The organism is Streptomyces sp. NPDC024555 (assembly GCF_055559335.1).
Window position 1 is genome coordinate 57,760 of sequence record NZ_JBVHKV010000005.1, and the last position, 25,451, is coordinate 83,210.

Annotated in this window: 23 protein-coding genes; 10 read left to right on the top strand and 13 right to left on the bottom strand. The window is 73.1% G+C overall.

Translation table 11 applies throughout. From position 1 onward, the window contains the following. Positions 1–279 precede the first annotated feature (279 nt). Positions 280–873, top strand: a complete 594-nt coding sequence (locus ACZ4FH_RS09875) for a TetR-like C-terminal domain-containing protein (protein WP_467303605.1) — start codon at positions 280–282, stop codon at positions 871–873. A 60-nt stretch (positions 874–933) separates the two neighbouring features. Next, entirely contained in the window at positions 934–1,590 is a 657-nt protein-coding gene (locus tag ACZ4FH_RS09880; protein ID WP_467303606.1) for a hypothetical protein, read from the top strand. A 174-nt stretch (positions 1,591–1,764) separates the two neighbouring features. Here ACZ4FH_RS09880 and ACZ4FH_RS09885 read toward each other — a convergent pair whose 3' ends face one another. From ACZ4FH_RS09885 to ACZ4FH_RS09900, 4 genes are all read right to left on the bottom strand, one after another. Then, positions 1,765–3,123 (bottom strand): GH1 family beta-glucosidase, encoded by a 1,359-nt coding sequence (locus ACZ4FH_RS09885; protein ID WP_467303607.1) that lies wholly within the window; start codon positions 3,121–3,123, stop codon positions 1,765–1,767. Positions 3,124–3,143: 20 nt separating this feature from the next. Beyond that, positions 3,144–3,983 (bottom strand): carbohydrate ABC transporter permease, encoded by an 840-nt coding sequence (locus tag ACZ4FH_RS09890; protein ID WP_383648035.1) that lies wholly within the window; start codon positions 3,981–3,983, stop codon positions 3,144–3,146. 73 nt (positions 3,984–4,056) lie between these two features. Next, positions 4,057–5,067, bottom strand: a complete 1,011-nt coding sequence (locus ACZ4FH_RS09895; protein WP_467303609.1) for a carbohydrate ABC transporter permease — start codon at positions 5,065–5,067, stop codon at positions 4,057–4,059. A 9-nt stretch (positions 5,068–5,076) separates the two neighbouring features. Beyond that, positions 5,077–6,387: an ABC transporter substrate-binding protein gene (locus ACZ4FH_RS09900; RefSeq protein WP_467303610.1), complete on the bottom strand. Its 1,311-nt coding sequence runs from the start codon at positions 6,385–6,387 to the stop codon at positions 5,077–5,079. A 145-nt stretch (positions 6,388–6,532) separates the two neighbouring features. Between ACZ4FH_RS09900 and ACZ4FH_RS09905 the strand changes: the two genes are divergently transcribed. Further along, the gene (locus ACZ4FH_RS09905) at positions 6,533–7,891 is read left to right on the top strand and encodes an ROK family transcriptional regulator (protein ID WP_467303611.1); all 1,359 of its coding nucleotides are present in this window, start codon (positions 6,533–6,535) and stop codon (positions 7,889–7,891) included. A 94-nt stretch (positions 7,892–7,985) separates the two neighbouring features. Here the strand turns inward: ACZ4FH_RS09905 and ACZ4FH_RS09910 are convergent, their stop codons facing one another. The 3 genes from ACZ4FH_RS09910 to ACZ4FH_RS09920 all read right to left on the bottom strand — a co-directional run bounded on the left by ACZ4FH_RS09910 (position 7,986) and on the right by ACZ4FH_RS09920 (position 12,324). Then, on the bottom strand, positions 7,986–8,537 hold the full coding sequence (locus ACZ4FH_RS09910; protein WP_467303612.1) for a hypothetical protein: 552 nt from the start codon (positions 8,535–8,537) through the stop codon (positions 7,986–7,988). Positions 8,538–8,719: 182 nt separating this feature from the next. Further along, the gene (locus ACZ4FH_RS09915; RefSeq protein WP_467303613.1) at positions 8,720–9,805 is read right to left on the bottom strand and encodes a LacI family DNA-binding transcriptional regulator; all 1,086 of its coding nucleotides are present in this window, start codon (positions 9,803–9,805) and stop codon (positions 8,720–8,722) included. An 8-nt stretch (positions 9,806–9,813) separates the two neighbouring features. Further along, a complete protein-coding gene (locus ACZ4FH_RS09920) occupies positions 9,814–12,324 on the bottom strand; it encodes a glycoside hydrolase family 3 C-terminal domain-containing protein (protein WP_467303615.1) in 2,511 nt (836 codons plus the stop codon). A 298-nt stretch (positions 12,325–12,622) separates the two neighbouring features. Between ACZ4FH_RS09920 and ACZ4FH_RS09925 the strand changes: the two genes are divergently transcribed. Together ACZ4FH_RS09925 and ACZ4FH_RS09930 are read left to right on the top strand one after the other, a co-directional pair. Continuing rightward, complete coding sequence (locus ACZ4FH_RS09925) at positions 12,623–13,600, top strand: hypothetical protein (RefSeq protein WP_467303616.1); 978 nt, start codon at positions 12,623–12,625, stop codon at positions 13,598–13,600. A 122-nt stretch (positions 13,601–13,722) separates the two neighbouring features. Then, complete coding sequence (locus tag ACZ4FH_RS09930) at positions 13,723–15,081, top strand: transglycosylase family protein (protein WP_467303617.1); 1,359 nt, start codon at positions 13,723–13,725, stop codon at positions 15,079–15,081. Here ACZ4FH_RS09930 and ACZ4FH_RS09935 read toward each other — a convergent pair. Then, positions 15,051–16,289, bottom strand: coding sequence for a DMT family transporter (locus tag ACZ4FH_RS09935; protein WP_467303618.1), 1,239 nt, complete (start codon positions 16,287–16,289; stop codon positions 15,051–15,053). The two genes, ACZ4FH_RS09930 and ACZ4FH_RS09935, sit on opposite strands and share 31 nt — an antisense overlap. 223 nt (positions 16,290–16,512) lie before the next feature. On the opposite strand from ACZ4FH_RS09935, the gene ACZ4FH_RS09940 reads away from it, so the two are divergent. Further along, positions 16,513–17,226 carry a (2Fe-2S)-binding protein gene (locus tag ACZ4FH_RS09940; RefSeq protein ID WP_467303619.1) on the top strand — a complete coding sequence of 238 codons (714 nt, stop codon included), beginning with the start codon at positions 16,513–16,515 and terminating at the stop codon, positions 17,224–17,226. Positions 17,227–17,284: 58 nt separating this feature from the next. Here ACZ4FH_RS09940 and ACZ4FH_RS09945 read toward each other — a convergent pair whose 3' ends face one another. From ACZ4FH_RS09945 to ACZ4FH_RS09955, 3 genes are all read right to left on the bottom strand, one after another. After that, entirely contained in the window at positions 17,285–17,740 is a 456-nt protein-coding gene (locus ACZ4FH_RS09945; protein WP_467303620.1) for an ATP-binding protein, read from the bottom strand. A gap of 188 nt (positions 17,741–17,928) precedes the next feature. Beyond that, entirely contained in the window at positions 17,929–19,554 is a 1,626-nt protein-coding gene (locus ACZ4FH_RS09950) for a sensor histidine kinase (protein ID WP_467304020.1), read from the bottom strand. Next, on the bottom strand, positions 19,554–20,822 hold the full coding sequence (locus ACZ4FH_RS09955; protein WP_467303621.1) for a PP2C family protein-serine/threonine phosphatase: 1,269 nt from the start codon (positions 20,820–20,822) through the stop codon (positions 19,554–19,556). The genes ACZ4FH_RS09950 and ACZ4FH_RS09955 overlap by 1 nt, the downstream gene beginning before the upstream one ends. A gap of 183 nt (positions 20,823–21,005) precedes the next feature. Between ACZ4FH_RS09955 and ACZ4FH_RS09960 the strand changes: the two genes are divergently transcribed. After that, positions 21,006–22,490: an SDR family NAD(P)-dependent oxidoreductase gene (locus tag ACZ4FH_RS09960; RefSeq protein WP_467303622.1), complete on the top strand. Its 1,485-nt coding sequence runs from the start codon at positions 21,006–21,008 to the stop codon at positions 22,488–22,490. Positions 22,491–22,838: 348 nt separating this feature from the next. Next, entirely contained in the window at positions 22,839–23,015 is a 177-nt protein-coding gene (locus ACZ4FH_RS09965; RefSeq protein ID WP_383635514.1) for a hypothetical protein, read from the top strand. A gap of 76 nt (positions 23,016–23,091) precedes the next feature. Here ACZ4FH_RS09965 and ACZ4FH_RS09970 read toward each other — a convergent pair whose 3' ends face one another. Further along, positions 23,092–23,466, bottom strand: coding sequence for a fluoride efflux transporter FluC (locus ACZ4FH_RS09970; protein ID WP_467303623.1), 375 nt, complete (start codon positions 23,464–23,466; stop codon positions 23,092–23,094). After that, complete coding sequence (locus ACZ4FH_RS09975; RefSeq protein ID WP_467303624.1) at positions 23,463–23,933, bottom strand: fluoride efflux transporter FluC; 471 nt, start codon at positions 23,931–23,933, stop codon at positions 23,463–23,465. Before ACZ4FH_RS09975 ends, ACZ4FH_RS09970 begins: the two co-directional genes overlap by 4 nt. A 197-nt stretch (positions 23,934–24,130) precedes the next feature. On the opposite strand from ACZ4FH_RS09975, the gene ACZ4FH_RS09980 reads away from it, so the two are divergent. Both ACZ4FH_RS09980 and ACZ4FH_RS09985 read left to right on the top strand, forming a co-directional pair. Further along, positions 24,131–25,093, top strand: a complete 963-nt coding sequence (locus tag ACZ4FH_RS09980) for an urea transporter (protein WP_467303625.1) — start codon at positions 24,131–24,133, stop codon at positions 25,091–25,093. A 52-nt stretch (positions 25,094–25,145) separates the two neighbouring features. Beyond that, positions 25,146–25,451, top strand: a complete 306-nt coding sequence (locus tag ACZ4FH_RS09985) for an urease subunit gamma (protein ID WP_383635527.1) — start codon at positions 25,146–25,148, stop codon at positions 25,449–25,451.

Consider the following 25,451-nt stretch of genomic DNA (forward strand, 5'->3'; position numbering starts at 1 on the left):
TCCCGGCTGAATGGAGGGGAAGGACCGACGGGTGGGACCGTCGGCCGGGCCGCGCGCCGGCCTTCATCCGGCCTTGGGGAGGAGAGCGCTCTCCGTCTTGCCCCGGAACTGCCCGTGCCGTCCCACTCCCCGCTGTCGGCGCGGTGCACCGGCCCGTGGCGGTCGCGACCCCGTGACCGCCGCGGGCCGAAGGTGTTCCCGGCCGGGCGGTCCGGATCCGGCTGTGTATATTCGGGACAAAGCTAAGGGGTCTAGGAAGCACGGCTGTGGGGGTACGGAATGGCACGCGCGGGGCTCACGACCGACCGGGTCGTGGCGGCGGCGGCCGATCTCGCCGACTCGATCGGCTTCGACCGGGTCACCATCTCCGCCCTGGCCCGCGGCTTCGGCGTCAAGGACGCCAGCCTCTACTCCCATGTCAAGAATCTCCAGGACCTGCGCACCCGGGTGGCCCTGCTGGCCGCGGGCGAGTTCATCGACCGCATCGAGGCGGCCGTCGCCGGCCGGGCCGGCAAGGACGCGCTGACCGCCTTCGCCGACGCCTACCGCTCCTTCGCCCTGGAGTGCCCCGGCCGGTACCGGGCCACGCAGATGCGCGTCGACCCCGAGACCGTCGCCGCGTCCCCCGCGTACCACCGCACCCTCGACACCACCGCGTCCATGCTCCGGGCCTACGGACTCACCGAACCCGACCTGACCGACGCCGTACGCCTGCTCCGCAGCACCTTCCACGGATTCGCCGCCCTGGAGGCGGCGGACGGCTTCGGCGCGGCCCGCTCCGTCCAGACGTCCTGGGAGCGCGGTGTCGAGGCCCTGCACTACCTCCTGGAGCACTGGCCGGCCGCCGTGGGGGAGGCGGACGGGCCGGAGTGAGAGCGGCCGGATACCGGCCTTCTCCTGTTCCGGCCGCCCCTCCCGGGGGAAGCTGTCCGTATGGACGCAACCGATCGGGCGGACGCCGTCGCCCGTGATCTCCGGACGGCGCTGGACCGGACGACCGACCTCACCGACGACCCCGTACGGACGGCCGTGCGGCGGCTCCTGACGGCCGCCGCCGACAGCGCCCTGGCCGCCGACTGGGTGGCCGCCCAGCGGTATCTGACCGCCGTGATCCACCTCGACGAACAGGCCGCGCCGATCGCCCGATCGTTCGCGCAGGCGCTGGAGTTTCCGTACGAGGTAACGGAGTTCGGGCGGCCCGAGGACGCCCGGCCCCGCCCGCACGCCCCCTGTGACGAGGACGTCCTCCAGACCAAGTCCGTCCGTGTGCCGCACCGACCGGCCGACGACGTCGTGACGACCGACGGCACCGGCCCCACCGGCATCGTCGAGTCGGCCGCCCAGGCGCTCGCGCGGCAGTCCGAAGCCGGGCTGATCAACGAGATCCTCGCCGGCGGGGCCGTGGCGGCCTCCGTGACCGCCGCCGCCTCCGTGGCCCGAGCGAAACTGGAGGCGACGACCCAGCGCCGCAAGGACACCCTCGACGCGGAGACGGAACGGCTCAGGATCGCGTCGGACGAACGGGTGGCACGCCTCCAGGCCCGGCACGGGGCGGGCGATGAGCCGGAGGCCGATGTGGAGGGGGGCTGACGCGGGGCGGGGACAAGCGCCGGGGTGACGGACGTGGGGACCGCTCCGACGGAGGCGGAACCCCGGGGCGACGGACTATGAGTCCGTTGCCCGGGACTTCCGGAACCCCGAAACCCCCGGCGGCGGCGGTGATCCGTCGCGGCCGGGGGTGGTGGGGGCCCTCGCGGGGAGGGGTCAGGAGGCTCTGCGGTTGCGGTGGGCGCGGGTCTCCTGGATCAGTTCGGCGTAGCGTCGGCCGCTGGTCTTCACCGTGCGGCGCTGGGTGGCGTAGTCGACGTGGACGAGCCCGAACCGCTTGTCGTAGCCGTAGGCCCATTCGAAGTTGTCGAGGAGGGACCAGGCGAAGTAGCCGGCCAGCGGGGCGCCCTTGCGGACGGCGCGGGCGCAGGCGGAGAGGTGCTCCTCCAGGTAGCGCGTGCGCTCGGGGTCGTGGACGGAGCCGTCGGGGAGGACGACGTCCTGGTAGGCGGAGCCGTTCTCGGTGACGTAGAGGCGCTGGACGCCGTACTCCTCGGTCAGGCGCAGCAGCAGTTCCTCCAGGCCCTGGGCGTGCACCTCCCAGTCCATGTGGGTGTGGCGGGAGCCGGGGAGGTAGACCTGCTTGGCGTGCGGGACGGGCCCGGCCGGGTCGGCGGTGACGACCTGGCGGAAGTAGTAGTTCACGCCGAGCCAGTCCAGCGGTGCGGAGATCAGCTCCATGTCGCCGTCCTGGACGGGGAGTTCGACTCCGTACAGATCGAGCATGTCCTGCGGGTAGCCGCGGCCGAGGATCGGGTCGAGCCACCAGCGGTTGGTGTGGCCGTCGCCGCGGACCGCGGCCGCGCGGTCCGCCTCGCGGTCGGTGGCCGGTTCCACCGGGCTGAGGTTGTTGACGATGCCGACCCGCGCGTCCGGGGACGCGGTGCGGATGGCGCGGACGGCCAATCCGTGGCCCAGGTGCAGATGGTAGGAGGCCCGGACCGCGGCGGTCAGATCGGTGAGACCCGGGGCCATGGTGCCTTCGAGGTGGCCGATCCACGCCGAGCACAGCGGCTCGTTGAGGGTCGCCCAGTCCTTGACCCGGTCGCCGAGGCGGTCGACGACGACCGAGGCGTACGCGGCGAAGTGCTCCGCGGTCTCGCGTACGGTCCAGCCGCCCCGGTCCTGGAGGGCCTGGGGGAGGTCCCAGTGGTAGAGGGTGGCGAAGGGGGTGATCCCGGACTCCAGGAGACCGTCGACGAGACGGTCGTAGAAGTCGAGACCGGCCTCGTTGACGGGGCCGTCGCCGCCCGGGACGACGCGCGGCCAGGCGACCGAGAAGCGGTAGGCGCCCGCCCCGACCTCCTTGATCAGGGCGATGTCCTCCGGCACCCGGTGGTAGTGGTCGCAGGCCACGTCGCCGGTGTCGCCGCCGGCCACCTTCCCCGGGGTGTGGGAGAAGGTGTCCCAGATGGAGGGGGCGCGGCCGTCCTCGGCCACGGCTCCCTCGATCTGGTACGCGGCCGTGGCGACGCCCCAGGTGAAGCCGGCCGGGAGGGCGCTGAGGTCGTTCACCGGATTCCTTTCCGTTGCGGTCACTTGACGGCTCCCGCGGTGAGCCCGGCCACCAGGTAGCGCTGGAGCAGCAGGAACCCGGCGACGATCGGCACGCTGACGACGAGCGAGGCGGCCATGACCTGGTTCCAGTACACGTCGTTCTGCGTGGCGTAGCCCTGGAGCCCGACGGCGAGCGTGCGGGTGGTGTCGTTGGTCATGACGGAGGCGAACAGGACCTCGCCCCACGCCGTCATGAACGCGTACACCGCGACGGCGACGATGCCGGGCACCGCGGCCGGGACGACGACCCGGAACAGGGCGCCGAGCGGCCCGCATCCGTCGACCAGCGCCGCCTCGTCCAGATCCCTCGGGATCGAGTCGAAGTAGCCGATGAGCATCCAGATGGAGAACGGCAGCGAGAAGGTCAGATACGTGAGGATCAGGCCGCCGCGCGAGCCGTACAGGGCGATCCCGGTGCTGTTCCCGATGTTGACGAAGATGAGGAACAGCGGCAGCAGGAAGAGGATGCCCGGGAACATCTGGGTGGACAGCACCGTGACGGTGAAGACGCGCTTGCCGCGGAACTTGTAGCGGCTCACGGCGTACGCGGAGAACACCGCGATGATCACCGAGAGGACCGTCGCCGTGCCCGCCACGATCAGCGAGTTGACGAAGTAGCGGGCGAGCGGGACGGTCTTCCAGATGTCGAAGTACGGCTTGACGGTCAGCCCGGACGGGATCCAGTGGAACTTCCCGGACACGTCCTGGAGCGGCTTGAGCGAGCTGCTGATCATGACGTAGACGGGCAGCAGGGCGAAGAGCGCCAGGAACGTCAGGATGACGCGGCGGGTCCACAGGAAGGACTGCGGCGCGGCCATCGGCGAACGGGTGCGGGAACGGGGGCGCGAGCGCGTTCCCCGCTGGGCCGGCAGCGCGGCCGGCTGGGCGTGGCTAGGCATGGGAACCCTTCCTTCCGCGCGAGGTGACGAACAGGTAGACGGCCGTCACGAGCAGCAGGAACAGCAGCAGGAGGACGGACATCGCGGATCCGGTGCCGAAGTTCCAGGTGACGAACGACGACTGGTAGATGTGGATCGAGATGAGGTCCGCGTTCTCCGGCGCCGCCTTCCCGAACAGCACGTACGGGGTGTTGAAGTCGTTGAACGTCCACAGGAACAGGACGAGGACCAGGACCTGGTTGACCGGGCGGAGCGAGGGCAGTGTGATCTTGCGGATCTGCTGCCAGATGCCGGCACCGTCGATCGAGGCGGCCTCGTACAGTTCGCGCGGGATGTTCTGGAGGCCGGCCATCACGATGAGGAAGGCGAACGGCCAGCCCTTCCAGACCGAGACGATGATCAGCGCGTAGATGCTGTTGTCCCCGATCAGCCAGAACGACGGCTGGTCGGTGAGCCCGAGCTGGTCGTGGATCACGTGGTTGATCAGCCCGTTGTCCCGCTGGAACATGAACGCCCAGGTGATCACGGCCGCGTAGACGGGCAGTGCGTACGGGACCAGGAAGATCGCCCGCAGGATGCCGCGGCCGCGGAAGTTCTCCTGGAGCATGATCGCCGCCGCGACACCGAACAGCCACGCCAGGCCGACGGCGAAGAAGGTGAAGACACAGGTCACGAAGAACGAGTGCAGCAGTGCCTCGCCGATCGGGGCGTTGATGTCGACGGCGACCTTGAAGTTGTCGAAGCCGCTCCAGGGCGCCCCGCCCCAGTTGTTGATGTAGAACTGCGTGAGCTGGCGGAAGCTCATCACGATCCCGATGATCATCGGGATCACATGGACGAGGAGTTCGAGCAGGACGGCCGGCAGGAGCAGGAGATAGGGCAGTCCGCCCTGGCGGATCCGGTCGGGGATGCGCGGCAGTCTCCTGCGCGCACCCCCGGTGCCCCGGCTCGTCACCCCGCCCGACGTCCGCTTCGGGTGGTCGGTGGTCACGGTGGCGGTCATGAAGCTGCCTTACTGCTGCATCGTCTGCTGGGCCTTTTCGAGGCGCGCCTTGACGGATTCGGTGGTCACGGGGCGTCCGGCCGCGGCATCGGCCCACAGTTCCTTGACGGCCGTGCCGACGGCGGTCTCGAACTGCGACTCGTTGGGCACCTGCGGCAGCGGCGCGGCGCTCTTGGCCAGGGTGTCGCGCAGCACCGCCAGGTCGGGCGCGGAGAACGCGGCGTCGGCCTGGGCGGTCTTGACCGGCGGGATGGACCCGTAGGTCTTGTTGAGGAGCTTCTGCTCGGCGTCGCTCGTCATGAACTTCACGAACTTCTTGGCGCCGTCGAGGTTCTTGGTGTTCTTGAAGACCGCCATGTTGATGCCGGCGACCATAGAGTTCACGTTCTTGCCCTGGCCGGGGGTGCCGGAGGCGACGGGCACGGGGGCCGCGCCCCAGTCCTCGGGCTTCATGCCCTGGGAGGCGAAGGTCGAGGCGGCGGCCTGCCACAGCACCATCGCGGTCTTGCCCTTGGCGAAGTCCGTCAGGGACTGGTTCTGGGCGTACTCGGCGTTGCCGGGCGCGATGATCTTGTCCTTGGCCATGAAGTCGATGTACTGCTTCACGGCCGCGACGGCGCCGTCGGAGGTGAAGGTCGGCTTGCCCTCGGCGTCGAAGAAGTCCGCGCCGTGCTGCTGGCCCAGGACGAAGGTCTGGTGGATGTTGTTGGAGAGGTTCGAGCCCTCCGCGCCCAGGCCCCACTTGCCGTCCTTGGACAGCTTCTTGCCGTCCTCGACCAGCTCGTCCCAGGTGGCCGGCGGCTTGGTGATGCCGGCCTCGGCGAAGCTCTTCTTGTTGTAGTACAGGGCGTACGCCAGGGAGTACAGCGGCACCGCGGACGGGTCCTTGCCCTCGGCGCCGGCCGAGGCCACCGCGGAGTCGACGAAGCGGTCCCGGCCGCCGATCGCGTCGAAGTTCTCCTTGCTCCACGGGAGCAGCGCGCCGGTCGCCTGGAGCGAGGCGGACCAGGTGTTGCCGATGTTGAGGACGTCCGGGCCCTGACCGGACGTGGTCGCCGCGAGGATCCGGTTGAGCAGGTCGGCCCAGGGCACGACCTCCAGCTTGACCTTGATGCCGGTCTGCTCCTCGAACTTCTTCAGCTCGGGGGTCAGGATCTTCTTGTCGGCCTCGATGCTGGGGCCCTGGTTGGACGCCCAGTAGGTGAGGGTCTTGGGCGAATCGTTGCTGCCGCCCGAGGACGTGCCCCCGCCGCAGCCGGTGACTCCGGCGGCGATGGAGACGGCGAGGGTGGCGGCTGCCGCGGCTCTGATGGTGCGCATACGGGATGGCCCCTTTCCGGGGAGGAAGGCCGTGTCCGGGAACCGAACGACCTTCAGGGCTTAATTTATGACGTGATTTAAGAGGTGAGAGAAGGTCGCGTCAAGTCCCGCGGTCGCGGTATGTTGCGGGAAGGGAAGGAGCCACATGGCTGAGCGCAACAGACGGACCGTGCGTGACCTGCGACGGGGCAATCGGGCCCGGGTTTTGCAACGGTTGTATTTCGACGGCCCGCTGAGCCGCCAGGAGCTGGGTCCCGCCACCGGGCTGAGCTCGGGTTCCATCAGCAACGTTGTTGCGGAACTCGTCGCGGAGGGCCTGCTGGAGGAGGCCGGCGTCGTCGACTCCGACGGCGGCCGCCCCCGCACGCTGCTGCGGGTCGCCCCCGGCGGGGGGCTCCTCGTCGGCATCGACATCGGCGAGACCCGGATCAGGGTCGAGCTGTTCGACCTCGCGCTCACCGAGCTGGCCCGTACCGAACGCCTGCTGGCCCAGCACGGCTACGACGTCGACCGCATCGTCGGCCATGTCCGCAGCGGCGTCTCCGACGTCCTGCGCGACGCGGGGGCCGACCCGCGCTCACTGCTCGGCATCGGCATCGGCGTCCCGGGCATCATCGAGCGCGACGCCCCCGACGGAGCGATCGGCGACGTCGGCTCGGTCGTCCACGGCCAGACCATCGACTGGAGCGCCGTCCCCTTCGAACGGCTGCTCCGCGACGCCGTCAAGGTCCCCGCCGAGGTGCCCTTCTTCATCGACAACGGCGCCAAGACGCTCGGCCAGGCGGAGATGTGGTTCGGCGGCGGACGCGGCGCGGGCGCCTCGGCCATCGCCCTCATCGGCTCCGGCGTCAACGCCTGCGTCAACCGAGGCGAACTGCTCGACGACGACCGCGACAGCATGGCCCTCGAATGGGGCCACACCACCGTGCAGCTGCGCGGCCGGCGCTGCCGCTGCGGCTCGATCGGCTGCCTGGAGGCGTACGCGGGCGCCGAGGCCATGCGCCGGCGCTGGCACGAGGCGGGCGGCCCGCTGCCCGCCGACGCCGACGACGAGACCGCGCTCGCGGCCCTGCTCGCCGCCGCCTACCCGGACGGCGGGGCGGACCCCGATCCGCTGGCCCTCTCCCTCCTGGACGAGACCGCCGAATGCCTCGGGGCCGCCCTCGGCGACCTGATCAACCTCTTCCTGCCCGAGCGGATCCTCATCGGAGGCTGGGCCGGCCTGCTCATCGGCCCCCATCTGCTGCCCGACATCCGCCGCTACGCCGAGGAGTACGCGCTGCGCCACGCGGCGGCCCGCACCACCATCGAGATGGGGCGCCTGGGTCCCGACGCCGTGACGGTCGGCGCCGCCACGCTGCCCCTCGCGGACTTCCTGGCCCGGGGCGGCAGCCGCCCGGCCCCCGAACCGCAGCCCGCCACCCCGACCCCCGGGTTCCGCACGGCCGCCGACACCGTACGGAGCAGGGAGCGCGCCCGCACCGCGTCGGACGCGACGGGGTGAGGCGCGCGCCGCGACCGGGGCGGGCCGGGCATCGCCCGCCCGGGCTCCGGCCCGTGGCGGCCCGGGGGCGGGTCCTGAGGCGGGGCGTCGCGGATCAGGACGAGGTCCTCGGCGCCGGGCGCCACTCCGCGGACCAGGGCACGTCCCGGGCCACGGCTCCCGGCACCCCGAGGCTCGCCCGCGCGTGCTCCACGTAACGGCTGCGTGCGGCGCGGAAGTCCTGGAAGGCCTCGTCCCAGTCGTGCTCGCCCTCCATCGGCACGCCCCGGGCCAGGCACTCCAGCCGCCACAGGCAGTGGTCCACGGTCTTCGAGGCGGTGTTCGCCTCCGTGTCGCCGAGCAGCCCGAGCGTCTCCGACAGGGCCGACCGGCGGGCCTCCAGCTCGCCGAGTTCGGCCAGCACCTCCGGAGTCGGCTCCAGCTCCACCGGGCCGGACACCAGCCCCCGGGCGGCGGCGACCCCGTGGTACCGGGCCGCCAGCTCCTTCACCGCGTGGGCGTACTCGGCATAGGCCGTCAGCCGCCGTTCGTCCCACCGGACGGACTGCTGCCTGCGCCACCGGGTCCGCTCGTTCAGGCTGGTCACCAGGAACGACAGGAGCGCCCCCAGGCCGACACCCGCGAGGGGAAGAATCCGTTCGGTCATGCTCACCAGGGCCCCCGATCACCACGCACCACGACCGTCCGATCCTTTACGGTGCCCACCGCCCGGCACAACACCCCGTGGGAGGCATGATCGAAAAGAGGGCCCCGGCCCGTGTCCGGCCGGTCACGGACGGGGCCGCGACGCCGACGGGCAGGCCACCCCAGGGCCGTGTCGGACCTTCTCTACGCCGAGTCCCGGACCACCAGGGCCGGTTCGAAGACCACCGAGGTCGCGGCGCCGTCCGGCTTGCCCAGGCGTTCGATCAGCAGCCGGGCCATCTCGGCCGCCATGGCCTCCACCGGCTGACGGACCGTCGTCAGCGGTGGCCGGCACGCGGACGCCGCGCTGCTGTCGTCGAATCCGATCACGGCCACGTCCTCGGGCACCCGCTTGCCGTGCTCCCGCAGCACATGGCACGCGCCCACGGCCATCAGATCGTTGGCCGCGAACACCCCGTCGAGATCCGGGTGCTCGGCCAGCAGCCGTTCCATGGCCGCCTCGCCGCTCTCCTGGGTGAACTGCCCCTCCGCGATCGGGGTGTACGCATGGCCGTGCCGCGTCATCGCCTCGCGGAAGCCGGTCAGCCGCTCCTGGCCTGCGGGCACGTTCAGCGGACCCGCGATCGTCGCCACCCGGCGGCAGCCCCGGGCCAGCAGATGCTCCGCGGCCAGCCGGGCACCGTCCTGGTGGGCCAGATCGACATAGCTGATCCGGACCGGCCGGGCCGGGCGCGCGTACAGCACCGCAGGGAGCCCGGCGTCGGTGAGCAGCCCCGGCAGCGGGTCCTCCGCGTGCGTCGACACCACCAGCGCGCCGTCCGCGCTGCCCTGCCGCAGGAACGACACCACGTCCTCGCGCGCCCGGGAGGTCTCCGCGAACATCAGCACCGGATGCATCCCGCGCGGCCGCAGATAGTTGACCACCCCGGTCACCACCCGCCCGAAGAACGGGTCGGCGAAGACCTGGGCGGTGAACGACGCCCCGTCGTCCGTCTCCGTCCCGTCCGCCCCCTCGACCGGCTCGGACTCCACGCCCGCCCCCGACACCACCAGCGCGATGGCGTCGGTGCGGCGCGTCACCAGGGAACGCGCGGCCCGGTTGGGCGCGTAACCGGTCTCGGAGACCGCCCGGCGCACCGCCTCCTGGATCACCGGGTCCACATTGCGTACGCCGTTGATCACCCGGGAGACGGTGGCGCGGGAGACCCCGGCCGCCCTCGCCACGTCTTCGAGAGTGGGTGTGCCGGCCGGTCGCGGGTCATCCGTCATGAGCGCATTTATAGCATCAGCGGAGAGCGCTCTCCATCGTGCTCCGAACCGTTACCGGATCCTTTCCCCGCCGAGTCCCGCGGCGCCTGGGCCACGAGCCCGGCGGCAAGCGGCAGATCGCCCGCCGAACGCCCCGCGAGCAGCGTGAACCCGCCCGGCTCCGTCTCCCAGCCGCCCCGCTCGGGCGACCAGTGGGCCAGGGCGCGCCCGCCCAGCCGGACCACCGCGACGGCGCTCCCGCCGGGATCGGCCTCCACCGCCGCGTATCCCACGAGACGGCGCACCGGCCGCTCCACGGCCGACTCCTTCCGCGCCAGATACACCTGCACCACCTCGCGACCGCGCCGCCGCCCGGTGTTGCGCACCCGGACGTGGACGTCGAAGGACTCCCCGGGCGCCACGGACGCGGGGGCGGTCAGCTCCTGGTACTCCCAGTCGGTGTACCCGAGGCCGTGGCCGAACCAGTACGCCGGCGCGGCGCCGGAGCGCAGCCAGGCCCGGTGGCCGATGTGCGGGCCCTCCTCGTAGCGCAGCGTCCCGTCCGGGCCCGGCGCGGTGGTGAGGACGGGGACGTCGCGCTGCGCGGCGGCCCAGGTCGTGGGCAGCCGGCCGCCCGGCTCGGCCCGGCCGAACAGCACGTCCGCCAGACCGTCACCGGCCTCCTGCCCGGGGAACCAGGCGAGCAGCAGCGCGGGCACCCGCGTGTGCCAGGGCAGGGCGACCGGACCCCCGGAGTTGACGACCACGACCGTGCGCGGATTGGCGCGGGCCACGGCCCCGACCAGCGCGTCCTGGCCGTCCGGCAGGGCCAGATCCGTACGGTCGTGCCCCTCCGACTCGCTCTGCTCCGTCGTTCCGACGACCACCACGGCGACATCGGCCACCCGGGCCGCCGACACCGCCTCGGCCAGCGCGCGTTCGGGATCGGCCGGGGGCGGTGCGGCGGCGAGGACCGTCGCCACGCCGGAGCCCGGGGTGAGCGAGCGCCGGGCCACCACCTCCACCTCCCGGTCCGCCACCAGCGCGGCGCGGCCGGTGCGCAGGGGCGGGGCGACGTGGACCCGGGTCGGGTCGTCGCTGTCCACGGGGAACGTGCCGTTCAGCACCTCGTGCCCGTCCACCGAGAGCGAGAGATCGCCCCAGCCGCCCACCGCCCAGGTCCACTCCCCGCTCGCGCCCGGCCGGAACAGGGCCCGGATCTCCACCAGGGCGGCCGCGCCGGCCGGGACCGACGGTTCCACGATCCGCCCGGACAGCCGGTGCTCGGCGTGCAGTTCGCGGCCCCCCGCGTCCAGCAGGCGGACGAGCACGCCGGGTTCGCCGGTGCGCGGATCGCGGGACCGGTCGCGGCCGAGCGGGACCGGGCGCGGCGACGGCGGCAGTCCCGGCCGGTAGGACACGGCGGCCGCCCCGTCCAGCGCCTTCTCGATCCCGGCCAGCGGGGTGACCACGCTCTCGGGGAACACCTCGGCGCTGCCGCCGCCCTGGACGCGCACGGCCGTGGCGTGCGGCCCGATCACGGCGACCGAGCGCAGGGCCGCCGGGTCGAGCGGCAGCAGGGCGGCGTCGTTGCGCAGCAGCACCGCACCGGCGGAGACGGCGCGGCGCAGCAGGGCGCGGCCGGCGTCGGGGGCGGGGGCCGGCCGCCGGGCGGGGCGGGCCGGTCCCAGCGCGTCCACCCGCCCGGCCAGCCGCAGCAGCCGGCGCACCTTGTCGTCGATCGTGCCGGCGGACACCAGCCCCCGTTCCACCGCGTCCAGCAGCCCCTCCGCCCACGGCCCCTGCGGGCCCGGCATCGCCAGGTCCTGGCCGGAGCGCGCGGAGTCCAGCAGGGTGCGCACCCCGCCCCAGTCGGAGACGACCGCCCCGTCGAAGCCCCAGGCGTCCTTCAGCGGGCTCTCCAGCAGGGGGGAGGCGGACATCGTGACGCCGTCCACCCGGTTGTACGCGGACATCACCGCCCACACCCCGGCCTCCACGGCGTCCTCGAACGGGGCGAGATAGACCTCGCGCAGGGTCCGTTCGTCCATGCGGACGTCGACGGTCAGCCGGTCCGTCTCCGCGTCGTTGCCCACGAAGTGCTTGGCGGTGGCCGCCACTCCGCCCGACTGGATGCCCCTGATGAGCGCGGCACCGGTCCGCCCGGTGAGCAGCGGGTCCTCGGAGAAGCACTCGAAGTGCCGTCCGCCCAGCGGGGAGCGGTGCAGATTGAGGGTGGGGGCGAGGAGTACGTCGACGCCCTTGCGGCGGGCCTCCGAGGCGAGCAGGGCGCCGAGTTCGGTCTGCAGCCGCTCGTCCCAGGAGGCGGCGAGTGCCGTGGGGGAGGGCAGGACGAGCGAGGTCTCGCGTTCGTCCCAGGTCTCGCCGCGCACCCCGGCCGGCCCGTCGGAGAGGGTGAGCTGCCGCAGCCCGAGCGCCGGCTCGCCGTGGGTGCGCCAGGTGCTCGCCCCGGTCAGCAGCCGCACCCTTCCCGCCGTGTCGAGCTTGTCGAGCAACGCATCGATCTCTTCGTCCGTCATGGCGGCCGTGCTCCTTCGCGCACCGCGCTCCCACACAGTCGGAGAGCGCTCTCCCGGGATATCGCGCCCAGCGTCGCTGGCCGACGCCGACCGTGTCAATGGGGGCCCGGGGCATCCGGACCGTCACGGCGGACGCGGAGCGGGCGGGTCCCGGCCGGGTCGCCAAGACCCCGCCGGCCCCGCGACGGCGGGGCCCGGGTGCCGTTCCGCAGGCCCCGGCCGACGTCGTACGCCCGTCGGGAACCTCGGGGCAGCGCGTAGGATGCCTGCGGTCTTCGGTCCCGGGGGAGGGTGCACGATGTCCGGTGGACGTACGAGACGGCTGCGCGGTACGGCCGTATGCGCCCTGCTCGCCCTGGTCGCGGCGTGCGGCGGAGGCGGGGGAGCCGGTCCGGAACCGGGTCCGTCGCCCTCCGCGGCCGTCTCGCTGAAGCTGGAGGAGATGGCCCCCTACACGGACTGGCTCGGCATGATGCTGCACCTCTCCAACGGGGACACCGCCCGGCCGGACGTCGTCGTACGGGTGCACATCGGATCCGGCCATTCCGGAGGCGCCCTGCCGGACGTGGAGGAGAAGTCGGGCCACGGCTGGACGGACCTGCCGCTCACCGAGGACGGGAACGGTGCCTCCGGCACGTTCCGGATGAGCCTCCCCAGCGGAGGGGCGACCGCCTTCCTGGGTCTCACCCCGCACGCGGGACCCCGGCTGGAGGGGGACGCGCTCCCGCTGGACATCAGCGTGTCCGACGGCAACCGCACGCTCGTCCGTGCCCACGGCGGCGTACATCCGATGGCGCTGTCGCTCGACCGCGCCCGGCTCGACGAACCGGCCCCGCTGGACCGCGGGACCTGGACCGAGGTGCGCTACACCGCCACCAACCTTTCGCGCACCGCCTATCCGCAGGCCACGGCCCTGGCCGAATTCCGCGCCTGCGTGACCGGGCTCGACGGTCCGCAGTCCTCCGGCACCTGCGGTCCGGGCTCGGACAACCGCCGGGTGACGGCGGAACTGCGCGTCCAGTGGTACGACGACGGCCGGTGGAAGGACGTGACCCCGCCGGACGACGGCTCCCTCGGCGGCGACACCCTCACCCTGGCGGTCGGAGAGCTGCCCGCGGGCGCCGTGCGTCCGATCCGGCTCCGCTTCGCCGGCGCCCGCACGCTGGACGGCGGCGTCCGCCTGCTCACCCTCACCGCCCGGGTGACCGGACAGGCCCCGGGCGCCTCCGCGCGCTCCGTGGGAACCGCCCCGTCCACCACCTTCGCGCTCCGCTGACGCCCCGTACGCCCCTCTTTCGGACCCTTGGCCGGAACTCGCTGTGCCCTTGTCATCACCCGTTGTCTGCACATAAGTTGACCGCTTGCGACGTGTCCTACAGCCAGTGGGGGAGCCAAAACATGGCCGCGAACGGACGGCACCGCAAGTACCAGCCGAGCCGCGTCAACCGTGTCTCGCTGACGGTGACGGCGGGCGGTGCGGGCATCGCCCTCCCGCTGATCACCGCCGCCTCCGCGGGCGCGGCGTCGGCGGACGTCTGGGAGAAGGTCGCCGCGTGCGAGTCGAGCGGCAACTGGCACATCAACACCGGCAACGGGTACTTCGGCGGGCTCCAGTTCACCCGGTCGACGTGGGCCGCGTACGGCGGGACGGTCTACGCGCCGCGCGCCGACCTGGCCACCCGGGACCAGCAGATAGCCATCGCCGAGAAGGTCCTCGGGGGCCAGGGACCGGGCGCCTGGCCGGTCTGCTCGGGGAAGGCGGGCCTGTCCCGGGGCGGGGACGCCCCCGACATCAGCCCGCAGACCGAGCACACGTCCCCGGTGACGAAGGCGAAGCCCGCCACCCGGGCGTCCGCGGCCCCCAAGGCCGCCACCCCCGCCGCGACCCCGACGACCGTGCCCGGTGTGCGCGACTCGTACACCGTGGCGCGCGGCGACTCGCTCTCCGGGATCGCCGCCGAGCGCCATGTCACGGGCGGCTGGCAGCGGCTCTACGCGGACAACCGCTCCGTCGTCGGCGACGACCCGGACCTGATCTTCCCGGGGCAGCGCCTCAGCATCGGGGGCGCGGCACGGACGGTCTCCTCCACGCCGGCGAAGAAGAGCGCCACCTCCCCGGACCACTCCAAGGACGCGTCCGCCGGCCAGAAGCGCGCGGCGTCGAAGGCGGCGCCCGAGGCGGCCCACCCCGCCGCGCCCAAGGCCGCACAGCCCGAGCACACCCAGCAGGCCCGGCCGGGGACGGCCGCCACCCAGAAGCGGACGCACCCCGCGCCCGCCGCGAAGCCCCGGCAGACGCACCCGGCCAAGCCCAAGAAGGCCGAGACCCACAAGCCGCAGCGGACACAGAAGCACACCGGGCTCACCGCCCCCGTCGCCGCCCGCACCGGCACCCCGTACCACCAGTCCGGTTCCTGGGCGAGCGGCTACCACACGGGTGTCGACTTCCCGGTGCCCACCGGCACCTCGGTGAAGTCCGTGGCGCCCGGCACGGTCGTCTCGGCGGGCTGGGGCGGGGCGTACGGCTACCAGGTCGTCATCCGGCACGGCGACGGCAAGTACAGCCAGTACGCCCACCTCTCCTCGCTGCTGGTCCGCTCCGGCCAGCACGTCGGCGGCGGACAGCGCATCGCCCGCTCCGGTTCGACCGGCAACGTCACCGGACCGCACCTGCACTTCGAGATCCGCACGGGCCCCGGCTACGGCTCCGACATCGACCCGCTGGCCTACCTCAGGGCGGGCGGCGTCAGCGTCTGAACGCCGGGCCGGTCACCGGTCCCGGCGGCGGAGCCCACGGGCTCGGCGCCCTTGCGCCCGCCGCCGCCCGGACGCGGCTCCGGTCCGAACTCCACCCGGTACAGCCGGTGGTGCAGCGGCGGTGCCGGGATCGCCTCCAGCACCACCGAGGGGCGCTTCGGGTTCTGGGGCGCGGGCAGGGGCACCGCGGCCGGGGAGACCGGCCCGTCCGCCGTCGGCGGTCCGTCCGGCCGGCCGGACGGTGTGCCCACCGGGGCCGGCGCGCCGGCGGGCCCGGCGAAATCCTGGCCCTCCGCGCGGGCGGGGGCGAGCGTGGAGGAGGAGGCGGATCCCGGGTCGGCGGAGTCCGCCGACGCGTCCGCACCGCGCTCCGCGCTCATCCGTTCGGTGGTGAGCATGATCAGACCGCCCGCCGCGACCGCCCCGCACACCAGGGCGAGCAGGGTCCCCGCCGTGCCGTGCCGGAACTGCTCACCGAACAGCGTGAGCCCGACCGCCGCCGCCACCACCGGATTGACCACGGTCACGGTGGCCAGCGGAGCCGTCAGCCCGGCACCCCGGTACGCGGCCTGGGACAGCAGCAGCCCCGCCCCCGCGAGCGCCCCGATCACCAGCAGCGACGGCAGCCCCTCGCCGACCTGACCGGACGTCCACCGCATCGCCACGGTCTTGGTGAACACCGAGGCGATCCCGAAGGCGACGCCCGCCGCACCGGCCAGGACCACGCTGCGCACCACCGGCCGCCGCATGACCCGCGAGAGCAGCATCAGCGCCGCCACCGCGCCGAACGTCACCACGGCGAGCATCAGCTGCTGCGGACCGCCGAGCGCGTGCGCGTCCGAACTCCCGGTCAGGGCCAGCAGTCCGGCCAGACCCGCGGTCGCCATGACCGCGCCGCGCCAGGCGGTCGCCCCGGCCCTGCGGCGCACGAACACGGCCGCCATCGGCAGGGCGAAGACTATGGTCAGCGCGCCGAGCGGCTGGACGAGGCTGAGCGGCCCGTACGCCAGCGCCACCACGTGCAGCAGCGCGCCCAGACCGTTCAGCACCACCGCCGCCCACCAGACGCGGTTGCGCAGCGGGGTGAGGGAACCGCCGTCCTCCGTGGCCGCCGCCACGCGCTCCTGGACGATCGCCCCGGCCGCGTAGGCGACCGCGGAGACCAGTGACAGCAGCACGGACAGCGCGAGGGAACTCATGTACACCACGATCTCCCTTCAAAGCCTCCGCGTCGTCGTCCCTGAGACGGCGATTTCACGTACTGCTTTGGTAGTACGGGAGCAGCCCGGGTGTCCTCCTCCCGACGGTAGTCCTCCTCGCGGGTGACGTCAGAACGATCATCCCGCGGCGGTACGGTGAACGGCGGACCGTGGCACGGCCGGTGGCCGCGGCACCACGGCACGTGACCGTGCGAGGGGAGGCGGGGACCGGATGACGAAGGGCGAACCGGCAGGTCCGGGCGGGTTCTTCGCGGTGGCGACGGCCCCGGTGCCGGGCGGCGCGCACCGGCCGCTGAGCCGGTTGTACGCGGGGGAGGACGCCCCGCTCACGGCGCGTGTCGACACCGTCGCCCAGCGGCTCGGAACACCGGAGCGGCGGGTCGCCGCCTCCGTCGCACAGCTGGGTCTGGCGTCCCGGCTCTGGTCGCTCGCGCTCGGACCGGCGGCGCTCACGGGCACCTTCCCCGACCCGCGGCCGGAGCTGCTGTGCTGGGACCCGGGGGCGGCCACCCCCGACGACCTCCGGCTCGACGCGGACAGCCGTCTGCCCGGCACCGCCGACCGGATCCGGGAGGCGGTCCTCCACGGCCATCTCGTCCCGCTCGTCGCGGCGGTCCGCCGTGACACCCGGGTGTCCGAACGGCTGCTGTGGGGCAACGCGGGATCCGCGCTGGCGGGCGCCGCCGGGCAGTTGACGGCGTGGGCGCGCACGCACGGACGGCCGGACGCCGCGGCCCGCGCCCGTGCCCTGGCCGCCGGACTCCTCGACGACCCGCTTCTGCGCGGCACGGGTGCGCCGTACGGCCCCCGCTTCCGGCGGCGCACCTGCTGCCTCTACTACCGGGCCCCGGGCGGCGGGCTGTGCGGCGACTGCGCCCTCGACCACGTGCCGCGCGGAGGCCGGGGAACGGCCGGGAGCGCCTGAGGGCGCCCGCTGTGGATGTGGGGCGGGCGGCGTCCCGCCCGCCCCACGGCTCGGGCGTTCAGCTGCTCAGCTGGAACTCGGCCCGGATGCGCTTGCCCACCGGCACCCGCTCGGCGGTCAGCCGGTCGCAGACCGCCACGACGATCTCCATGCCGTGCCCGCCGGGGCGCGTGGGATCGGGGGCGTACAGATGCGGAAGGGACGTGCTGCTGTCGTACACGGTCACACTGACGCGCTGCGCGGTGCCCTCCAGCTCCAGCAGGTACGGGCCCTGGCTGTAGCGGTCCGCGTTGGTGACCAGCTCGCTCACCGCCAGCATCAGATCGCTGCGGGTGTGCTCACCGAAGACCGCCAGCCATTCGACGGCCAGGCGGGCCAGGAATCGGTCGGCCAGGGCGCGGGCCCGCGCGATGCAGCCCGGCTCGCCGTCGAAGACCTCGGCGCTGTGCAAGACCTCCGGCGGCCGGTCCCGGTCGGGACACCCGGCCGACCGGGAGGTGACCTGTTCGTTCATGTGCTCCCGCCAGGGCGACGCAGGGGAGGTCGGTGACCATGTCTCGGCGTCCGCATACCCGCGCACGGCCGTCCCACTCCGGACAGGGCCCGGTGGATCCCCGGAGATCCGCCGCGCCCCGGCCTCCGGCCGCCGCGGCGGCGGGCGGTCGTGCCGGGACCCGTCGGACGGCCCGGGGCGCGGGGCGCTCACGCGGGTCCTCCCGGAGCGGGCACGGGGACGGCGGGGTCCGGGCGGTCGGCGGCCGGTCGCGGGCGCTGCCCGTCGACGGGCAGGGTGAACCGCACCCGGGTGCCCCCGGTGTGCTCGACGTCGATGCCGATCCCGCCGCCGTGGACCTCGACGATCTTGCGGCAGAGCGCCAGCCCGATCCCCGTGCCCTCGTAGGCGTCCCGGCCGTGCAGCCGCTGGAAGATCACGAAGACCCGCTCGGCCGACTCGGGGGCGATGCCGATGCCGTTGTCCGTCACCGACAGCTGCCAGGTCCCGTCCTGCCGGACGCAGTCGATCCGGATCCGGCACGGAACCTCCGGCCGCCGGAACTTCACGGCGTTGCCGATCAGATTCCGCCACACCATCGCGAGCGCGGTCGGATCGCCGGTGACCTCCGGCAGCGGGGCCTCGCGGACGACGGTGGCCCCGGACTCCTCGACGACGAGTGCGAGATCGGCCAGGGCGCGGTCCAGGCAGGCGTCGAGCGAAACCGTCCGCCACCGGTCGTGGACCCGGCCCACCCGCGAGAAGGTCAGCAGATCGTCGATGAGCACCTGCATCCGCGCCGCCCCGTCCACCGCGAAGTCGATGTACTGGTGGGCGCGCTCGTCCAGCTCACCGCCGTACCGTTTCTCCAGCAGCCGGCAGAACGAGGCGACCTTCCGCAGCGGCTCCTGGAGGTCGTGCGAGGCCACATAGGCGAACTGCTCCAACTCCGCGTTGGAGCGCCGCAGCTCCTGCGCCTGCCCGTCCAGCAGCGCCTCGCGCTCCCGGGACCCGGCCAGCTCGTCGACGATGCGCCGGCGCATGTCCTCGACGGCGGCGGCGACCGCCCGGACGTCGGAGGGGCCCCGCACCTCGATCCGGTTGCCGAAGGCCCCCGCCCGCACCCGGTCGGACGCGGCGCTCAGCCGGTTCAGCGGCCGGCCCACCGTCCGGTGCAGCAGCAGACTCAGCGAGACCACCGCCAGCAGCAGCCCCGCGACCAGGGCGATCACCACCTCGTCGCGCGTGGTGCGGGCCCGCTCCAGATCGGCGCGGGCATGGTCGCGCGCCGTGTCGAGATGGTCCTGCTGCGTGGCGTACAGGCGGCGCAGCGTGTCGAACCCGTCCTTGCTGCCCCGGATCGGCTGCGAGGTCTCCGAGGCCGGGCCGCTGCTGCGGACGGCGGCGATCAGCGGCTGCGCGTGATGCGCGCGCCAGCCGCGCGCTGCGGCCTCGATCCGGTCCAGGTCCTCGGCGAAGGGCTGTTCGTCCCCGACCAGCGCCCGGACCCGGGCCAGCCGCACCTGTTCGGCCCGCCGCCCCGCCTGGTACGGGTCGAGGAAGGAGTCGTCGCCGGTCAGCGCGAAGCCCCGCACCCCCGTCTCCTGGTCGAGCAGGGCGTTCTGGAGCTGGAAGGACGAGGACCTGGCGGGCTGGATCCGGTCCACCAGCTCCGTCGTGCGGTCGGACATCCGGGACAGGACGAGACCGCCGGTCACCAGCGCCCCGCACACCACGAGCACGAAGCCGCCGAGGATCAGATGGACCCAGTTCTGCACGGACAGCCGCGCGATCGCACCCGGACGGTACGGATCCGTCGAGGGGCGCGGACGGATCACCACGCACCCCCGCGCGCCCAGCCCAGATGCAGCACCGCCACGTCGTCGGCGAGCCCTCCGTAGGGTGCGGCGGCCCGGGACGCCTCGGCGACCAGCGTGTCGACGAAGGGGCGGGCGCCGAGCGAACCGTTTCGGCGGGCCAGGGCCAGCAGCCCGTCCTCGCCCAGCCGGGTCCGCGGGCCGGTGCGCCCCTCGAAGAGCCCGTCGGTGAACAGCACGATCCGGCCGTCCGCGGGCAGCGCCAGCTCGGACACCGTCCAGCGGCCGGTGCCGGGGAGCACCCCGAGGGCGAGCCCCGGATCCGGCTCGGACCAGCTCACCGACGTGCCGCTGCGCAGCAGCAGCCCGGGGTGCCCGGCCCTGACCACGTCGACCCGGTCGCCGCCGGGCGGGAACGACAGCGAGGTGAGCGTGGCGAACAGATGCGGGTCGGACCGCTCGGCGACCAGGATCTCCTCCAGGACCCGGACCTGTTCGAGCCGGTCGGTCCCGCACAGCACCGCCGTGCGCCAGGCCACCCGCAGACAGACCCCGAGCGCGGCCTCCGCCGCCCCGTGCCCCGAGACATCGCCGATCACCGCGTGCACGGTCCCGTCGGACGTCTGCACCACGTCGTAGAAGTCACCGCTCAGCAGCCCGTGGGCCCGTCCCGGCTCGTACCGTGCCACGGCCTCGAAACCGCCGTCGCGCAGCAGCGGCACCGGCAGCAGCCCGCGCTCCAGCCGGGCGTTCTCCTGCGCCATCAGCCGGTTGGCGCGCAGCGCGCCCGCCGCCCGCTCGACCTGCTTGCGCTGGAGCGCGTACCGCACGGAGCGGCCCAGGACCTGCGGATCGAGCCGGCCCTTGACCAGATAGTCCTGGGCGCCGGTGGCCACCGCGGCCAGCCCGGTGTCCGCCTCGGCCGTGCCGGTCAGCACCACCACGGCGGCGTCGGGCGCCGACTCCACGAGCCGGGTGACGGCGTCCACACCCACCGCGTCGGGCAGATGGAGATCGAGCAGCACACAGCAGGGCGTACGGCAGCCGGCCAGGAACGTGCGGGCCTCGGCCAGCGTCCGGCACCAGGTCAGCGCGGAGTCCAGCTCGCCGTCCGCGAGCATCTCCTCGACCAGCAGCGCGTCCCCCGCGTCGTCCTCGACGAGCAGGATCACGGCGTCGACGTCCCACACCGAACCACCGCCCGCGGGGCCGGGGCCGTGCTGGGCCGGGACGGCGTCGACGCGGACCGGGGACACCTCCGCCCCGCCCGCAGGAAGTTCCGTCACGTACCGCCCCCAGGGCCTCGCCTCGCCGTATCGCAGGGAAGCATATGTGACGCAACTGCGGCGGAAACGGCCGGTGCGCGGCCCGGCCGGGGTCCCCCTCCGCCGATGCGGAGCAGCCCCGGGCCCATGGCAGACTTGACCGGGGCGTTCGCCGCCACGAGGGACACAGACAGAGGAACGGCAATGACGGTGACAGAGGACAGCCCGCAGACCGGGCCCGGCATCGGGGAATTCGGTCCCGGGATCGACCCGGAGCGGCTGGCCGTCTGCCTGGGCGTGCTCGACGAGCTCGACTCCATCGAGGTCGACCACCCGGACGCGATCGCGGTGCGCCGGGCCACGGCCGGAATCTACCGGACCGTGAAGCAGCGCCGCCGCCAGGAGCGCCGGGCCGCCAAGACCGCGCACGACAAGGCCGTCACCGAGGCCACCGCGACCGGCTCCGCCGAGCGCATCGACGACGAGACGCAGGGCGTCCTGCCGTCGTCCACGGCCACCGCCGAGATCGCGGGCGTGCTGCGCCGCCCCCGCTCCTGCTACGTCTGCAAGACGCGGTACGTCGAGGTCGACGCCTTCTACCACCAGCTCTGCCAGGACTGCGCCCGCGAGAACCGGGCGCGCCGCGACGCCCGCACCGACCTCACCGGGCGCCGGGCGCTGCTCACCGGCGGACGCGCCAAGATCGGGATGTACATCGCGCTGCGGCTGCTGCGCGACGGCGCCCACACCACCATCACCACGCGTTTCCCCAACGACGCGATCCGTCGCTTCAAGGCGATGCCGGACAGCGACGCGTGGATCCACCGGCTGAAGATCGTCGGCATAGACCTGCGCGACCCGGCCCAGGTCGTCGCGCTCGCCGACTCCGTGGCCGCCGAGGGGCCGCTGGACATCCTGATCAACAACGCCGCGCAGACGGTCCGCCGCTCGCCGCAGGCCTACAGCGAGCTGGTCGCCGCCGAGTCCGCCCCGCTGCCCGCGGGCGAACTGCCCTCGGCCGAGGTGATCGGCACCTTCGGCAGCGGTTCGGTGGACCGGGTGGCCGCGCTGCCGGCCGCCCGCTCGGAGGGGCTGACCGCGCAGGACGTCACCGAACTCGCGCTGGTGACCGGTTCGGCGTCGCCGGCCCGGATCGCCGCGGGCACCGCGATCGACGCGGGCGGGCTCGTTCCGGACCTGCACGCCAGCAACAGCTGGATCCAGACAGTCGACGAGGTGGAGCCCATCGAGCTGCTGGAGGTCCAGCTCTGCAACTCCACCGCCCCCTTCATCCTGATCAGCCGGCTCCGTCCGGCGATGGCCGCGACCGCCGCCAAGTACGCCTACGTCGTCAACGTCTCCGCCATGGAAGGCGTCTTCGGGCGCGGGTACAAGGGCGCCGGCCACCCGCACACCAACATGGCCAAGGCCGCGCTGAACATGCTGACCCGCACCAGCGCCCAGGAGATGTACGAGAAGGACGGCATCCTGATGACCGCCGTCGACACCGGCTGGATCACCGACGAGCGCCCGCACCCGGACAAGATGCGCCTGGCCGAGGAGGGCTTCCACGCCCCGCTCGACCTGGTCGACGGCGCCGCCCGGGTCTACGACCCGATCGTGCGCGGCGAGTCGGGCGAGGCGCTGTACGGCTGCTTCCTCAAGGACTACGCGCCCGCCAACTGGTGAGCGCGGCCGCCACCGGGCGGCACACGGACCCCAAAAGACCCGGCCGGACACCATTCCGGCCGGGTCTTTCCCTGTGGAATGGCCGAAAGTGACTCACTGCACACGTTCCATCGAGCAGGGAAGCGCTCATTTGGTTACGCTGAGGGGAACGGACGCCACCAAGGGATCCACGAAGACCCCTCGGCCGTCCTGGGACAGGTCCGTCAACCGGACCGGCGTCCCGCCCCTCACCCGGCGCCACCGCGACCGAACAGATCCTGCCCTGCCCCGCACATGGGCGGTCGACGACCGGATATGACGCCGTAGCGTCGGTTGCGCCCGGGGCTACGCGACACAAAGGAGTGCGCGGTGACCACACCCGAACTGACGAAGCACGAGAACCGGCCCGCCGAACGACGCGGAGAGCGGGCCCGCCGGCCCGAGACCCTCCGCAACATCGAGGTCTGGGCCCGCTCCGCACCGATCCGGCTGGCCGGTTACGAGGACGACCTCGCCGAGCCGCACATCCTGCCCGGCATCGACTGAGTGCTCCGCCCCCGGTCACACCGGCTCCGGCCCCGCCCCGCCCAGGGACGGGGCCGGAGCCGTTCTCACGGAGCGGTCAGAAGACGGCGTCCGCCACGGCGGCCCCGCCGAACGAGAGCCCGACACCCGCGGCGACGGTGAGCACCAGATACCCGGCCGCCAGGGCCAGCCGGCGGGCCGAGGTCAGGGTGAGCAGTTCGTACGAGAAGGTCGACCAGGTCGACAGCGCCCCGCAGAACCCGGTGGCCAGCAGCAGGTTCAGCCGCGTGCTCAGCTCGCCGTCGGTCACCGCCTCCGCCAGGAAGCCGAGGATCAGGGCCGCGCCGGCGTTGGCCGCGAAGGTGCCCCACGGGAAGACGCTGTGCAGACGGAACTTGGCGTCGACGCCGAGCAGATAGCGCAGCGGCGCCCCCACCAGCCCCCCGGCCAGGACGAGCAGCATGTCGGTCACGGGGCGTCGTCCTCCGTGCGGTAGGAGCGCCCGAAGGCGAGATGGGTGAGGAGCGCGCCCGCGGTGACGGCGGCCAGCGCGGCGACCACCGTCAACACCAGACAGCCGACCGCGTATCCGGGCTCGTCGTTGTCGAAGAGCTGGCGCACGTTGTCCGTGTAGTGCGAGAAGGACGTGAAGCCGCCCAGGACCCCGGTGCCCAGCAGCGGGCTGATCAGCCGGGGTGCCTGTGGGAAGCGCAGCTTCAGGGTGACCATGAGCACGCCCATCAGAAAGCAGCCCACGGTGTTGACCAGCAGGATCGTCCAGGGGAAGGCGGTCACGGCCGTCGGCCAGATGTCCTCGGCGCCGTGCCGGGCGGCGGCCCCGGCGGCGCCGCCGACCGCGACGACGGCCACGACGGACCACTGCACCCCGGGGTGGTGGTCGGGGTGGGTACGGAGGTGCAACCTCATCTTCCGGCGCATGCCGCGAACCTACGGAACGGGTGCGCGCCCGGCAGGCCCGAGCGCGCCCACCGGACCGCGGCTGTACCTGACTGGCCTACCGGACGCGCACACGGGGTGAGAAGGTCACCACTCTGTGCGTGGATGGCATATGTCGTCATATGCCACACCGCACTCCCGCGCGTGGGGCATCGTCTGTCGCGCCCCTGGAGCACGTCATGCCCCTCGCCGAGCCGGACATCGTCCGGCGGCTGGAGAGCCGTCAGCCGTCCGCGTATCTGCTGGCCTCCTTACGGGGCGTCGGCCAGGTCGACTTCCAGTCGAGTCTGCTGACCGGGGCGGCGATCCTCGTCGGACTCTGGGTGGCGGGCTGGGAGACCGGCCTGTTCGCCACGCTCGGCACCTTGATCGCGACCGCCACCGCCTACGCGCTGGACGTCGACCGGGGCAAGATCGCGCTCGGCCTCCAGGGCTTCGCCGGCTGCCTCACCGGCATCGCCCTCGTCTCCTCGCTGGGCCACCACCCCGCCACCTATGTGCTGACCGTGATCGGCGCCGTCATGTGCACCGTCCTCATGGCGACGCTCAGCACGTTCCTCACCCCGTACGGCCTCACCCCCATGACCGCCCCCTTCTGCCTGGTCTCCGGGGTGATGGTGGTCGGAGCCCCGTCCTTCTCACGCGTCTGGCACGGGGCGCCCAAGGCGGTCTCCAGCACCACCAGCGGCGACACCGCCATGTCGTGGGACGTCCTGTGGCACGCGTTCTTCAACAACGTCTCGCAGATCTTCCTGGTCGAGAGCTGGTACGTCGGCCTCATCATGCTCGTCGGCCTGGCCCTGGCCTCCGTGCGCGTCGTGCTCTACGCCGCCCTCGGCAGCGTGACCGGGATCGTCGCCGCCTGGCTCCTCGGCGCCCCCACCGAGCTGATCTCCAACGGCATCTACGGCTACAACGCGGTCCTCGTCGCCATCGCCCTGGGCGCCGTCTTCATGGCCAACACCGTCTGGACCGGCGTCTACGCCCTGTTCGGCGCGGCGGCCAGCACCGGGCTCACCGCCTCGCTGACCTCCTTCTTCAAACCTTTCGGCGGCCACACCTTCACCTGGCCCTTCATCCTCACCACCTGGGCCCTGCTGGCCGCCGTACCGCTCCTGCCCCGTCTGCGCCGGAGCGACTGACCGCACCCGGCCCCGCCCCCACCCGCCCGTTCACCCCAGGAAGGTACCGACGATGAACCTCGCCCCCCGCGAGATCGACAAACTGCTCGTCTACGTCGTGGCCGATCTGGCGCGCAAACGCCAGAGCCGCGGACTCAAGCTCAACTACAGCGAATCGGTGGCGCTGATCACCGAGGCGATCCTCGAAGCGGCCCGCGACGGCAAGAGCGTCGCCGACTGCATGGAACTGGGCCGCCATGTCGTGGGCGAGGCCGACACCATGGACGGCGTACGGGAGATGCTCGGCCTGCTCCAGGTCGAGGCGTCCTTCGTGGACGGGACCAAGCTGGTGTCCTGCCACGACCCCATCGGCGGCTGA

What these genes read in the sequence shown, in the direction of transcription:
- ACZ4FH_RS09900 (WP_467303610.1), bottom strand. Translation starts at nt 6,387, where the DNA reads ATGCGCACCATCAGAGCCGCGGCAGCCGCCACCCTCGCCGTCTCCATC.
- ACZ4FH_RS09890 (WP_383648035.1), bottom strand. Translation starts at nt 3,983, where the DNA reads ATGGCCGCGCCGCAGTCCTTCCTGTGGACCCGCCGCGTCATCCTGACG.
- ACZ4FH_RS09980 (WP_467303625.1), top strand. Translation starts at nt 24,131, where the DNA reads ATGCCCCTCGCCGAGCCGGACATCGTCCGGCGGCTGGAGAGCCGTCAG.
- ACZ4FH_RS09915 (WP_467303613.1), bottom strand. Translation starts at nt 9,805, where the DNA reads ATGACGGATGACCCGCGACCGGCCGGCACACCCACTCTCGAAGACGTG.
- ACZ4FH_RS09920 (WP_467303615.1), bottom strand. Translation starts at nt 12,324, where the DNA reads ATGACGGACGAAGAGATCGATGCGTTGCTCGACAAGCTCGACACGGCG.
- ACZ4FH_RS09945 (WP_467303620.1), bottom strand. Translation starts at nt 17,740, where the DNA reads ATGAACGAACAGGTCACCTCCCGGTCGGCCGGGTGTCCCGACCGGGAC.
- ACZ4FH_RS09905 (WP_467303611.1), top strand. Translation starts at nt 6,533, where the DNA reads ATGGCTGAGCGCAACAGACGGACCGTGCGTGACCTGCGACGGGGCAAT.
- ACZ4FH_RS09895 (WP_467303609.1), bottom strand. Translation starts at nt 5,067, where the DNA reads ATGACCGCCACCGTGACCACCGACCACCCGAAGCGGACGTCGGGCGGG.
- ACZ4FH_RS09910 (WP_467303612.1), bottom strand. Translation starts at nt 8,537, where the DNA reads ATGACCGAACGGATTCTTCCCCTCGCGGGTGTCGGCCTGGGGGCGCTC.
- ACZ4FH_RS09940 (WP_467303619.1), top strand. Translation starts at nt 16,513, where the DNA reads ATGACGAAGGGCGAACCGGCAGGTCCGGGCGGGTTCTTCGCGGTGGCG.
- ACZ4FH_RS09985 (WP_383635527.1), top strand. Translation starts at nt 25,146, where the DNA reads ATGAACCTCGCCCCCCGCGAGATCGACAAACTGCTCGTCTACGTCGTG.
- ACZ4FH_RS09875 (WP_467303605.1), top strand. Translation starts at nt 280, where the DNA reads ATGGCACGCGCGGGGCTCACGACCGACCGGGTCGTGGCGGCGGCGGCC.
- ACZ4FH_RS09975 (WP_467303624.1), bottom strand. Translation starts at nt 23,933, where the DNA reads ATGCGCCGGAAGATGAGGTTGCACCTCCGTACCCACCCCGACCACCAC.
- ACZ4FH_RS09930 (WP_467303617.1), top strand. Translation starts at nt 13,723, where the DNA reads ATGGCCGCGAACGGACGGCACCGCAAGTACCAGCCGAGCCGCGTCAAC.
- ACZ4FH_RS09880 (WP_467303606.1), top strand. Translation starts at nt 934, where the DNA reads ATGGACGCAACCGATCGGGCGGACGCCGTCGCCCGTGATCTCCGGACG.
- ACZ4FH_RS09925 (WP_467303616.1), top strand. Translation starts at nt 12,623, where the DNA reads ATGTCCGGTGGACGTACGAGACGGCTGCGCGGTACGGCCGTATGCGCC.
- ACZ4FH_RS09960 (WP_467303622.1), top strand. Translation starts at nt 21,006, where the DNA reads ATGACGGTGACAGAGGACAGCCCGCAGACCGGGCCCGGCATCGGGGAA.